The following is a 12,878-nucleotide window of genomic DNA, read 5'->3' as shown; positions in this document are numbered from 1 at the left end:
TCATGCTCTTCATTCTTGAGTGACATCTCAATAAAAACGCGTTAGGGTTCCGGTATGCCGAAACTTGATTCTACGGAGATGCAGTCGCATACTCCAGGCACATCAAAGACCCATCACCCGTCGCTTGCGACACTGCTGGGTCCTGCATTCGTTGCGGCAATCGCCTACGTGGACCCTGGGAATGTTGCAGCAAACATTACCGCCGGCGCACGCTACAGCTACCTGCTGGTATGGGTTCTTCTAGCATCCAACCTTGCAGCAATGCTCATTCAATACTTGAGCGCAAAGCTGGGCCTAGTCACGCGGCAATCACTGCCCGCTCTTCTCGGCACACGTTTGAAAAAACGCGCACGCATTGGCTACTGGCTTCAAGCAGAAGTCGTTGCAGCCGCAACTGACTTAGCGGAAGTCATCGGCGGAGCTCTAGCACTTCACCTCCTTTTCGGGCTCCCGCTTCTTACCGGCGGAATCATTGTCGGTGTCGTTTCAACATTGTTGTTAACCCTGCAAGGTAGCGGGACACAAAAGATCTTTGAACGCGTCATCATCGGCCTTTTGGTCATCATCACAATCGGATTCCTTGCAGGACTGGCCATTGCTCCGCCAGACGGCCCGTCAGTTGTGGCCGGCCTCGTCCCCCGATTTGCTGGCACGGACTCGGTTCTCGTCGCAGCGTCCATGCTTGGCGCAACCGTGATGCCACACGCGATTTACCTGCATTCCTCGCTGGTGAACGACCACGACGAAAAAGCTCCTCGCGCGAACCTGAAACATTACTTGCGAGCAACCCGGATTGATATCGTGTGGGCACTCGGATTGGCGGGAATCGTCAACATCGGTCTGCTTCTTCTCGCAGCATCCGCACTATCAGGGGTCAGCGGAACAGACACCATTGAAGGTGCTCACACTGCAATCGCCAGCGCACTTGGACCGGTCGTTGCCATGATCTTCGCCGTTGGTCTCCTCGCGTCAGGCCTAGCATCGACATCCGTTGGCGCATACGCCGGTTCAGAAATCATGGCCGGATTGCTTCACATTCGGATCCCGCTGATTGTGCGACGACTGATCACGCTAATCCCCGCCCTCATCATCCTCGGCATAGGGGCAGAACCGACGTGGGCATTGGTCGTCTCCCAAGTCATCCTGTCCTTCGGCATTCCCTTCGCGATTCTTCCTTTGATCCGCTACACGCGCCAGCCTTCGATTATGGGCGAGCACTCGAATGCGATGATCACGCAGGTTTGTGGAACTCTGATTGCCGTCGCAATCGTGGCACTCAACATTTTCCTTGTGGCGCTGACCTTAGCTCCCTACTTCGGATTCGACATCTAGGGGCAGGCCCAACTGAGCTACTTGCCCTGTGACAACGCGAATGGGGTCCCTCGGAAAACCGAGGGACCCCATTCTATTGAGTTTCAGCGTCTAACGACACCACTCACTTTCGATGCGCTTCGTCGTAATCATCCATTTCGGAAATACGACGCTGGTGACGTTCATCTTCAGAGAACGGGGTTTCGAGGAAGGCATCGATGAATGCCAGGCACTCTTCGACGGTGTGCTGACGCGCACCAACAGAGACGACGTTCGCATTGTTGTGCTCGCGGGCAAGACGTGCGGTCGAATCATTCCACACCAGCGCAGCGCGCACACCCTTCACACGGTTCGCGGCCATTTGCTCACCATTTCCGGAGCCACCGATAACGACACCCAGAGAACCGGCATCTGCAACCACTGCTTCTGCTGCTTCAATGCAGAACGGCGGGTAGTCGTCCAGCGAGTCGTACTCATGGGCACCGTGGTCAACAACGTCGTAACCTTTTTCCTTGAGGTGCTCGACGACCTTTTCCTTCAGCTCATAGCCAGCATGGTCTGTTCCAATATGAACGCGCATTGTGTCCCTTCCTTGGGTATCAGCGAATCAACTCCCCTAGTATGACACTCCTCACCCCTCAGCGTCATCAGGGCGTTCGCCTATGCACGAAAGTGAAGCAGTCAAGCGCCATTCTTCACCCACCATCAACCTTTGCTAGACTCAATGCGTTAAGCCCCGATAGCTCAGTGGATAGAGCGTTCGCCTCCGGAGCGAAAGGTCGCAGGTTCGAATCCTGTTCGGGGCACTTTTTGTGCCCAATCACATCTGGACGAACATTCAGGGCAAAGTGTTAACAATCATCAAAAACGGACATCTTCGGCAAGATATTGCGGTTTCACGTTAGGCTGAAACGGTACGCACGAATATGTGCCTGTCCCTAGTAATCGACGACAAGGATCCCGATGACCTTCCAATGGTGGTCTCTTCTGCCGTTCGTAGCAATGCTTGCATCCATTGCACTCTTCCCGATCATCCCCGCCACACACAAGTGGTGGGAACGTAACTCCAGCCAGCTTCTGGTTGCCCTCGTTCTAGGCCTACCCACGCTGGCATTCATGGTGTACATGATCGGAAATGAAGCGCTGATTGACGTCGGTGTTGAATACGTTCAGTTCATTGCTCTGCTTCTTTCGCTCTTCATCATCTCCGGCGGTATCCACCTTGAAGGTGACATTCGCGCAACCCCGAAGAACAACACAGTTTTCTTGGCTATCGGTGGCACGCTTGCCTCTTTCATCGGAACGACAGGCGCCGCAATGCTCCTGATTCGCCCTCTTCTTGCGACGAATAAAGAACGTACCCACCGCGTACATACCGTGCTGTTTACAATCTTCATCGTTGCTAACTGCGGTGGCATACTGACACCTCTCGGCGACCCGCCACTGTTCCTAGGCTTCTTGAACGGTGTCCCCTTCACCTGGACATTCCAGCTGTGGAAGGAATGGTTGTTCGTACTTGTGCTGATGCTCGGTATGTACTACTCGCTCGACCGTCTGCTTTACTCGTCGGAGCCTCAAGCGCAAATCGTCAGGGACGATACCCAGATCACCCCACTGCGCCTGCGCGGTGCTTTCAACCTGGTTCTTTTCGCCATTGTCATCGTCGCCGTTGCCAAGATCCCCTCGTGGAACGCTCACGAGATCATTGAAGGCCACGCGCATGGAGCAGACCTGGTGCCGTGGCGCGAGATCGTCATGCTCAGCGCCGCAGCAATCTCTTACTTTGCGGGCTCTAAGAAGATCCGCTACGAGGACAATGCCTTTACGTGGGCCCCAATCCTTGAGGTTGCAGCCCTGTTCATCGGCATCTTCTCGACGATGGCTCCGGCATTGCGCTTCTTGGAGCAGGTTGCACCGCACCTCCCCCTGAACCGCGTTACCTTCTTTATCTTCACGGGCGGCCTGTCCTCGATCTTGGATAACGCCCCGACCTACATGACTTTCTTCGAAATGGCGAAGTCGCTGGGTGGCGATGGAACCCTGATCGCGGGTGTCCCCGAGTACTACTTGGTCCCGATTTCGTTGGGTGCAGTCTTCTGCGGGGCATTGACGTACATCGGCAATGGTCCGAACTTCATGGTCAAGTCAGTTGCTGACGCCGATGGCGTCGATATGCCGTCCTTCGGCGGATACGTTGTGAAAGCGTTCCAAGACTTGCTTCCGACATTGGTTGCCATGGCTTTAATCTTCGTTGCCGAATCCATGATCGCTCATCTCGCAGGTTGGGTACTGGCAGCGCTCCTCGTCGCTCAGATGGTGTGGCGCGTAAAGCTCGCCAACGACGTGGAAGCTGGAAAGCGTGAACCCGTAATCACTCACCACCACGTTGTGGCTGACCGATAACCTTTCAGCTTGAAAGACAATTCGGGGTGTGCGCCGCGCGGCGCACACCCCGAATGCGTGTGTAAGTATGGGGTCAGCATCGACGTCAACAGCGGATCAAACATACAGAACCTCGCTGGCACTCTCTGAGGTCATTCGAGGCAAAAAACCGGATCCACTCCACGCGCAAACCCCACAACGTCGCCTCACACGCCCAAACCTGCCAGCTCGCGCGTAACGCAAAAGAAAACGCACCTGCATGCACATAAACGCATGGGGGCGCATTCTGCTCACGACGCTCAGTCGCGCGGGTGCTGACCCCGCATCGCGCCTGGAGGAGGAAGCTCTTCCCAAAGTCCGCGATCGATCAGATAGTCGCGCAGACACTTCGGCTTATTGGTCACAAAGCCGTCGACTCCAAGAGCGATCAGCTGATTAAGATCGTCAATCTCATCGACCGTCCAGACGTGGACAGCTAAACCATGCGAATGGGCCGCCGCAACAAAACGACGATCCACAACGGTCACGGGGCCGAAGGACAGCGGAACCTGAGCGGCAACAACGCCCTGATGAGAACCTGGAATCCGCCATGTGCGCGTCTTCGTTGCGCTCTTTGCAGCCGCAACCAAACGCACCACTGATTGACTACCCAACGACGTTGCAATCTGGCCCTGAGATTGCTCTCTGAGCCACTTCAGCCGACGCTCGTTAAACGATGCCAGGACAACGCGATCCTCAGCATGAGCCTGACGGACAACATCCAACAGAGGCCCCTCAACACCGGGAACCTTCGCATCGATGTTGAAGTACAGATCCGGGAAGGTCTCAAGAGCTTCGGACAGCAACGGAATACGATCACCGTGATCGTTCGTGTACGTCTTCAACTCATCCCACGTCATCTGAGCAATCAGACCAGAACCGTTGTACACGCGATCGATCATCGGATCATGGTGGACAACAACCTTGCCATCAGCGGTCAGATGAACATCGGTTTCAATGTGGCGGATACCGAGCTGACGTGCATCAGCGAATGCCTCAAGCGAGTTTTCAGGCGCGACCTCGTTGCCTCCCCTGTGGGCAAGAATGATCGGCCCAACGCGAGAAGAAACCGGGATCATGAACAAGCCTGCTCTCCGAAATAAACTGCGCCAACTTCTTTAAGCCATGCTTCGGGATCGATGGGCTCGTCGTTGGAGTTATGGATTTCAAAGTGAAGGTGCGGGCCAGTTGACCAACCGTTGTTTCCAACGGCACCGATTACCTGTCCCGCTTCTACGGTGTCGCCCACACGGACCTTGATCTGATCCATGTACTGGTGCAGGTACGCGCTATAGAAAATGCTTCCGTCTTCACGGACGTGCTTGATCTTCACCAACGCACCGGAACGGCTGTTTTCAGAGACCTCGACGACCTCGCCGCCATACACGGCGTGTAGCGGAGTTCCCAGTGGGCCAGCCATGTCGATGCCTTCGTGCATCTGTAGCTGACCAGAAATCGGGGAAACGCGCATCAAGAACGGCGACGTGATCTCGAACGTTCCTGCTGGCATTGGCCAGTAGATCTCCGAGGATCGAACCTGGACATCTCGATTGCCCGCGGCTGTCTGGGCAGAGGGCAAGCACCCATTGAGAGTCAAAGGTGCGCGAACTCGTGTGCGAGATGCTGCGGTGACGGACCCTTCAAGGGCCTGCGATTGCGCGACGACCGTTGCCGTTGTCCAGGACTCGTCACCGGCACTGACACCAAGTGCACGCGCAGGAAGTTCAACAGAAGACTGAGCGCCAACAAACCCCGACAGCGGGATCGCGACAGTCGTTGCCGTTAGCACAGCAAGAACACCGACACGAGCTACACGACGAGTAACGTGGGATTGTCTTTTGCGAGGCGTAGACGCGTCCAGATCGCTATGTCCATGAATCTGCCGACGTGACGGCAACGGACATTCAATCTTGGCTTCAGACACGCTGAACGTTCCTTTTCATCTGCTGATTTCAGGGAGTTGCCCTCGAAGTGAGTGCCCGAGTTCAACGCTTACTAACCTACATCGTATTGCCTGGCGGTTAAAGAGGTTTGGTTGAAAGTGGGAGTCATAACTCATCGCGGTCGCGAGTGATCACATCGCGTTGCAATGAGTCACGAACCTCGCCGACCAATTCTTCTAGAACATCTTCAAGGAAGAGCACGCCAATTCGTTCTCCTGCTTGGTTTTTCACCAGTGCACAGTGCGTTCCCGAACGTTGCATTGCGCGGAGCGCGTCTTCGACTTCATCGGTTGATGCAACGGTTTCCATCTTGCGGATACGCCAGGCGGGAATCGGTTGAGTGCGATTCGTAGCATCGGCATAGAGTACGTCCTTCAGGTGAATGTACCCAGCGATTTCACCGGATTGAGCAACGATCGGGAAGCGCGAGAAACCTGTTCGAGCGACTTCTTTTTCAACCTCGTCGGGGGTGACATCGGGCTCCAAAGTAACCAGGTCACCCAAAGGAACCATCGCTGACCCAGCGGTTTCAGTCGAGAATTCCAAGGTTCCCGAGAGCAGACCAAAGTCGTCACTCAAAGCTCCTTCAGCGGTCGAGTATTCGACGATGGAGGCCACTTCTTCGGCTGTAAACGTTGCCGCAATTTCAGATTTAGGTTCAATTCCACGAAGTGACAGGAACCAGTTCGCCAATGAATCCATTGCGTGGATAATCGGGCTGACAACGTGTCCAATTGCCACCAGAGGCGGCGCAAGAAGCAGAAGGAGTCGTGCCGGGTTTGCGATCGACACGTTCTTCGGCACCATTTCACCGAACACTACGTGCAGGAACAACACGATAATCAGTGCGACAATAAAACCAACGATGTGCGCCGACGAGGCAGGTAAGCCCAGTGAAACCAGCGGATGCTCCACGAGGTGCGCGATCGCCGGTTCTGCGACGACGCCGAGGGTTGTTGATGCGACCGTGACACCCAGCTGACAGATAGCGAGCATCAATGATACGTGTTCAAGTGCGAACATCGCCTGAGCGCTTCCGCGACGCTTTTCTTCGCAGAGAGGCTCGATCTGCGAACGGCGCGACGATGTCGTCGCAAATTCTCCGGCGACGAAGAAAGCATTCATTGCCAGCAACACAACGGTGATTCCAAGACCCCAACCGGCGCTCATAGCTGAACCTCCGGTTCTTCATCTTCCTGATCAGGCACATAGAGCGCTATCTGCATAATGCGTCGACCCTGCATGTGTTCAACTTCGAGGATCACTGAGTGCACGTCAACGCGGTCGCCAACCATCGGGATGCGTCCAAGTTGGGCCATCACGAGGCCGCCTATCGTGTCGTAGGCGTTGTCTTCAGGAAGGGCGATCCGAGTTCGTTCGAAGAGCTCATCGGGGCGCAGGGTTCCGGGGATCAGCAGAGCGCCGTCGGCACGGGTACGGATTCCGAGGCGACGCCCATCATGCTCGTCGGACACTTCACCAACGATTTCTTCGATGACGTCCTCCAAAGTGACAACACCTGCCACCCCACCGTATTCATCGACGACGATTGCCATTTGCAGGCCTTCGTCACGCAATTGCACCATCAGAGGACCAATGGGGACTGTTTCGGGAACCGATGGAACCTCTGCCATCAGGGATGCAGACACAACGGGGACCTCGTCGCGACGCTCGAAAGGAACTCCGATGGCACGGCGCAACGAAACCAAGCCGATGATGTCATCTAAATCCTCACCGACGATCGGAAAACGTGAGTGCCCGGTTTCTCGTGAGAGGGCGACAACATCAGATGCGACGGCGGTGTCCGGCAGGAAGTGAAGCAGCCCGCGGTCTGTCATGACGTCGGCAGCGGTGAACTCGGACAGGCGGATTGAGTTCGTCAACAACGAGGCGGTCGACGTGTCGATCGTGCCTTCTTCGGCTGAGTGTCGAACCATTGCTTCGAGTTCAGACGCTGACCGAGCAGATGAGATCTCTTCCTGAGGCTCGATGTTCACCAGTTTGAGCACCGCGTTCGCCGACCCGTTCAAAACGAAAATAATCGGCTTCATCAGCGCAGTGAAGAACATATGAAAGGGAACGACAAGACCCGCGGTTTTTAAGGGGTGAGCGAGCGCAAGGTTCTTTGGAACCAGCTCACCAAAGAGCATTGATACGGCGTTAATGAAAACTGCCGCCACAATCGCGGCGATACCCGTGGCAAGCCCAGCCGCTAAACCAGCACTTCCGAGTGCCGTTTCAAGAAGGTCAGCGATTGTTACCTGCGTGGTGTAGCCGAGAAGAATCGTGGTCAGCGTAATACCAACTTGGGCTCCAGAGAGCTGGGTCGACAGTGTTTTCGTTGCCTTCAGGACTTCTCCGGCGGATTTGTCGCCGGCTTGGAATCGCTTTTCAACGACCGCTTGATCGAGCGCGACCAGCGAAAACTCCGCAGACACGAAAATAAATGTGCCGATTATCAGAACGATGCCAAGCACGAGCATCGCAATAGTTGCGATCACTGCGTGACCTTACTGTTGGATGGTAAATCAGAATCCATAACCCGTTCAGTTTACCGATTCGTGCTCTGTGTAGCACAAGAATCCACTCTGTTGCCAGTTTCACCAAAAATTCTTCTTCTTTTCCCCAAAGACGCGTTCAGGCTATATCCAATCTCTATAAAATCGGGCCTAAAGACCCAGACTGTCCGTATGCTTTGCCGTAGGGTTCACGGCTGAACAGAACGGAGATTCTCGTGGCAACTGACAACGGAGCACAGCCGCAGGCAAATAATTGGTACGTCGACACCATGCGTCGCGCGTATCAGGCGGATCCAACTTCGGTTGATCCCTCGTGGCGCGCATTTTTTGCGACCGAGTCCGCTCCTCCTCAGTTGCGTGTTCCTCAGCCAACTGCCGAGGCCGCTCCGGCCGCATCGCACCCCGCCCCCGTTCAGGCCGCGGTTTTCCCGCCGGCGGCCTCGTCGATCCACGATCACCCCACGACACACTTCGCACAGCCGAAAGCACGTATCTTAGCTGAATCTGTGTTCGAGGAACCCGAAGCGGACGCACCGGAAACGAACGTGGAGTCCGTGACGCGTTCTGACCTGCCCCCGGCTCCTCCGGCGCGCATCATGGAAGCAACGTCTCCCTATACTCGTCAGATGCACGGCCACACCGCCGCATCACTCAACACTGATCTTGCCGAGGAAGACGAGCTCCACATCCTCAAGGGCGTGGCACGCGCAACCGCGAAGAACATGGATGAATCCCTCTCTGTTCCCACTGCAACGTCACAGCGTCAGATACCTGCGAAGCTCCTGATTGAAAACCGCGCTCTGATCAACGCTCACTTGGCGCGCACCGTTGGTGGCAAGGTTTCCTTCACCCACCTGATTGGCTACGCCTTGGTCGAGGCTCTGTGCGAAATGCCGGATATGAACGTCCGCTATCAGATGGAAGGCACCAAGGCCGCGATCCACCGTCTAGCCCACGTCGGATTCGGCTTAGCAATTGACGTCACCAACGCCTCCGGCGGGCGTTCTCTGATGGTCCCGGTCGTCCACAAGGCAGACACCATGACCTTCATGGAATTCGTTGACGCATATCAGGATCTGGTCAAGCGTGCGCGCACAGGCGATCTTGGTACCGCTGACTTCCAAGGGGCAACCGTTACTCTGACAAACCCTGGAACAATCGGTACAACAACATCTGTTCCTCGCCTAATGAAGGGGCAGGGCCTCATTATCGGTGTTGGCGCAACCGACTACCCCGCCGAATACCGCGGAGTTTCCCCGCGCAAGCTGGCTGCAATGGGCATCGGCAAAACCATGTTTATGTCGTCGACCTACGACCACCGCATTATTCAAGGTGCGGCCTCCGGCCAGTTCCTCGCGCTCATCGATAAAAAGCTGTCGGGTCTGGATGGATTCTACGAACGCGTTTTCTCTTCACTTCACATCCCCCAGTACCCCTACGCCTGGGAAGCGGACCACGAGTACGACGTCGAGCGTGAGAAGGGGAAGCCCGCGCGCATCGTAGAGCTGATCCACGCATTCCGCTCACGCGGTCACCTTGCCGCAGACACGGACCCGTTGGCATACCGCGTGCGCCGCCACCCCGACCTGGATATCACCCAGTACGGCCTGTCCGTATGGGACCTCGATCGTCCCTTCCCGACCGGCGGATTCGGTGGCCAACAGCAAATGTTGCTACGCGATATCCTGACTCGCCTGTCCGACACGTACACGCGTAGCGTCGGCATTGAATACATGCATATTCAGGATCCCGAGCAACGACAGTGGGTCCAGCACCGCATCGAACTCCCCTACGAAGTTCCCACTCCAGTTGAACAGCGTCGAATTCTATCGACGCTGATCCGCGCCGAAGCATTCGAAGAGTTCCTTCAGACCAAGTTCATGGGACAGAAGCGTTTCTCCCTTGAAGGTGGCGAGTCACTGATCCCGCTTCTTGATGAGGTCCTTGCACGATCGGCACGAGAAGGTATCCACGAAGTTGCGATCGGAATGGCGCACCGTGGTCGACTGAATGTTCTGGCGAATATTGCTGGCAAGTCCTACGCGCAGATCTTCTCCGAGTTTGAAGGAAACCAAGATACTTCGTCGGTTCAGGGCTCCGGTGACGTGAAGTATCACCTAGGAACCTGGGGCGTCTACACCTTGGAAGACGGTGTGGCAACGAAGGTGTACATGGGCGCTAACCCATCGCACCTCGAGGCCGCCGACGCCGTCCTAGAAGGCATTGTCCGCGCCAAGCAGGAAGCGCTTGGCGATGAAAGCCTGCCAATTATCCCTGTTCTGGTTCACGGCGACGCCGCGTTCATTGGCCAAGGTGTTGTCCAGGAAACCTTCAATATGAGCCAGCTGACCGGTTACAAGACCGGTGGCACGATCCACGTGATCGTGAACAACCAGATTGGCTTCACAACCGGACCAACGTCTGGCCGTTCGACCCGCTACCCCACCGACCTTGCCAAGGGCCTCCAGGTACCGATCCTCCATGTGAACGGCGACGATCCGGAAGCTGTTGTCCGCATGGCAGCACTCGCCTTCGAGTACCGCAATACGTTCCATAAGGACGTCATCATCGACATGGTCTGCTACCGCCGTCGCGGTCACAACGAAGGTGATGACCCGTCGATGACCCAGCCCGTCATGTACGGATTGATTAATAAGATCCCGTCGACACGCACCGTTTACACGCGGAACCTCGTTGGTCGTCACCAACTGACAGAAGACGAGGCCCTCGCTTCGGCGACCGCGTACGAGAACGAGCTCTCGCGCATCCTGTCCGAAACTCGCGAAAACGGGTGGGCACCGCAAGATGATGCTGAGAAGGAAAGCGCCGGCTGGTTGATGCCCGACTCTCAGTTGCCCGGTTCCGGCATGATGATTGGCTGGCACTCAGCAACAACGACGGAAGAAATCCGCCGCATCGGTGACGCTCACGTTTCCTTCCCGCCCGGCTTTACCCCGCATCCGAAGATGGCTCAGCTCTGCGAGCGACGCCAAGAAATGGCCTACGGGAAGCGTCCCATTGACTGGGGATTCGGCGAACTCTTGGCTCTTGGCACACTGCTGATGGAGGGAACGCCCGTTCGTTTCTCGGGTGAAGACGCACGTCGCGCGACCTTCGTCCAGCGCCACGCTGTTCTTCACGACAACACGAACGGCCGTGAATTCACACCGCTTCAGTTCCTGACCCCAACGCAGGCGAAGTTCGATATCTTCGACTCTCCCCTGTCGGAGTATGCGGTGCTCGCATACGACTACGGTTATTCGGTGGAACGTCCCGATGCTCTGACCGTCTGGGAAGCACAGTTCGGTGACTTCGCGAACGGTGCGCAGCCCGTCATCGATGAGTTCGTATGCTCCGCCGAGCAGAAGTGGGGCCAGCGTTCTTCCTTGGTGATGATGCTTCCCCACGGTTTCGAAGGTCAGGGTCCCGACCACTCGTCGGCGCGTATCGAGCGTTACCTGCAGTTGGCTGCCCAGGACAATATGTGGATCGTTCAGCCGTCTACTCCGGCTAATCACTTCCATATGTTGCGTCAGCAAGCCTATCGACGCCCGCGTAAGCCTCTGATTGCCTTCACGCCCAAGCAACTGCTCCGTCTTGCCGCCGCAACTTCTAAGATTGAAGACTTCACATCTGGGACCTTTAGACCAATCATTGGTGAAGTTGATCCGTCGATTGATGCAACGCAGGTCACTAGGGTCTTGATCTGTTCCGGACGCATTTACTATGACCTTGTTAAGGAACGCAAAGCGCGTGGCGATCGTTCAACGGCAATCATTCGTCTTGAACAGTTCTACCCGCTTCCCGCCCAGGAGCTTGCTTTAGAGCTTGCCCGCTACCCGCACGCAGAAATTATGTGGGTTCAGGATGAGCCGAAGAACCAAGGTCCCTGGCCGTTCCTGGCACTCAATATGTTCATGGAGTTTGAACGTCCTGTTCGCCTTGTCTCTCGCCCCGAATCGGCAACAACCGCAGCCGGTCGAGGATCGGATCACAAGCGGCAGAACGCCGAACTCATGGCAGCAGCATTTGCTCGCTGACTCGAGGGAGCCCAATGAGACTTTGCGTTATCGGAGACGAACTGGTCACTGGAACTGGTGACCCGCGAGCGCTCGGCTGGATTGGTCGCGTGCTTGCTCGATCAGAGTTTGCAACGGCTCCAACGGTGATGACATTGGGTGTTCCCGGGGAATCCACGAATAGCCTGGCAGCGCGTTGGGAATCGGAAGTCGGGCTCCGCTTGGGTGCCGAAGGACCTCGCGGTTTGATTGTCGGTGTTGGTACCGCTGATATTTCAGCGGGTTTAAGCTCGGCTCGTTCGCGTTTGAATCTGGCGAATATCACCGATCGTGCCGCCTCGCTGGGGATTCCTTGCTTCGTGGTGGGACCTCCACCTCTTGCCGGGAGCGATTCGTCGTCGGTTGCTCAGCTTTCCCGTTCGATGAGTGAAGTATGCCAGCGCCGTGGCCTTCCTTACGTTGATACGTACACTCCCCTTGTTGCGCACGATCAGTGGTTTGAAGACATGGCAGCCTCGAGGGCGCGAACGGATTCAGGGCTGACGCTTCCCGGCCAGTCCGGATACGCCTTGATGGCGTGGCTCGTACTGCATTCAGGGTGGTACGAATGGACGGGGGCGACGCCTCGCGAGTAATGCGAAGGAAACTGATAAAACAAAATGCCC

At 56.1% G+C, this 12,878-nt stretch carries 9 protein-coding genes and 1 tRNA gene; 5 read left to right on the top strand and 5 right to left on the bottom strand.

Annotated elements, in window-relative coordinates:
• The first annotated feature begins 54 nt into the window (after positions 1–54).
• Positions 55–1,332: an Nramp family divalent metal transporter gene (locus tag QP503_RS06375; RefSeq protein ID WP_219811041.1), complete on the top strand. Its 1,278-nt coding sequence runs from the start codon at positions 55–57 to the stop codon at positions 1,330–1,332.
• Between the two features lie 103 nt (positions 1,333–1,435).
• Here the strand turns inward: QP503_RS06375 and QP503_RS06370 are convergent, their stop codons facing one another.
• Positions 1,436–1,891 carry a ribose-5-phosphate isomerase gene (locus QP503_RS06370; RefSeq protein WP_006681762.1) on the bottom strand — a complete coding sequence of 152 codons (456 nt, stop codon included), beginning with the start codon at positions 1,889–1,891 and terminating at the stop codon, positions 1,436–1,438.
• Positions 1,892–2,044: 153 nt separating this feature from the next.
• Here QP503_RS06370 and QP503_RS06365 point away from each other — a divergent pair.
• Positions 2,045–2,117 (top strand) — tRNA-Arg (locus QP503_RS06365).
• 157 nt (positions 2,118–2,274) lie between these two features.
• Complete coding sequence (locus tag QP503_RS06360; protein ID WP_103633528.1) at positions 2,275–3,714, top strand: sodium:proton antiporter; 1,440 nt, start codon at positions 2,275–2,277, stop codon at positions 3,712–3,714.
• A 278-nt stretch (positions 3,715–3,992) separates the two neighbouring features.
• Here QP503_RS06360 and QP503_RS06355 read toward each other — a convergent pair whose 3' ends face one another.
• The 4 genes from QP503_RS06355 to QP503_RS06340 all read right to left on the bottom strand — a co-directional run bounded on the left by QP503_RS06355 (position 3,993) and on the right by QP503_RS06340 (position 8,173).
• Positions 3,993–4,811, bottom strand: a complete 819-nt coding sequence (locus QP503_RS06355; RefSeq protein WP_103633527.1) for a glycerophosphodiester phosphodiesterase family protein — start codon at positions 4,809–4,811, stop codon at positions 3,993–3,995.
• Positions 4,808–5,656: a M23 family metallopeptidase gene (locus tag QP503_RS06350; protein WP_103633526.1), complete on the bottom strand. Its 849-nt coding sequence runs from the start codon at positions 5,654–5,656 to the stop codon at positions 4,808–4,810. The genes QP503_RS06355 and QP503_RS06350 overlap by 4 nt, the downstream gene beginning before the upstream one ends.
• 124 nt (positions 5,657–5,780) lie before the next feature.
• Positions 5,781–6,845 carry a hemolysin family protein gene (locus tag QP503_RS06345; RefSeq protein WP_103633525.1) on the bottom strand — a complete coding sequence of 355 codons (1,065 nt, stop codon included), beginning with the start codon at positions 6,843–6,845 and terminating at the stop codon, positions 5,781–5,783.
• On the bottom strand, positions 6,842–8,173 hold the full coding sequence (locus tag QP503_RS06340) for a hemolysin family protein (RefSeq protein WP_103633627.1): 1,332 nt from the start codon (positions 8,171–8,173) through the stop codon (positions 6,842–6,844). The genes QP503_RS06345 and QP503_RS06340 overlap by 4 nt, the downstream gene beginning before the upstream one ends.
• Positions 8,174–8,409: 236 nt before the next feature.
• Here QP503_RS06340 and QP503_RS06335 point away from each other — a divergent pair, with 236 nt between their 5' ends.
• Both QP503_RS06335 and QP503_RS06330 read left to right on the top strand, forming a co-directional pair.
• On the top strand, positions 8,410–12,234 hold the full coding sequence (locus QP503_RS06335; protein ID WP_480939267.1) for a multifunctional oxoglutarate decarboxylase/oxoglutarate dehydrogenase thiamine pyrophosphate-binding subunit/dihydrolipoyllysine-residue succinyltransferase subunit: 3,825 nt from the start codon (positions 8,410–8,412) through the stop codon (positions 12,232–12,234).
• Between the two features lie 14 nt (positions 12,235–12,248).
• Positions 12,249–12,848, top strand: coding sequence for a GDSL-type esterase/lipase family protein (locus tag QP503_RS06330; protein WP_006681769.1), 600 nt, complete (start codon positions 12,249–12,251; stop codon positions 12,846–12,848).
• Positions 12,849–12,878 lie beyond the last annotated feature (30 nt).

It is taken from the genome of Pauljensenia sp. UMB0895, assembly GCF_030218905.1.
GTDB lineage: Bacteria > Actinomycetota > Actinomycetes > Actinomycetales > Actinomycetaceae > Pauljensenia > Pauljensenia turicensis_A.
The sequence above is the reverse complement of the archived record's forward strand: the minus strand, read 5'-3'. Positions and strand labels throughout refer to the sequence as shown.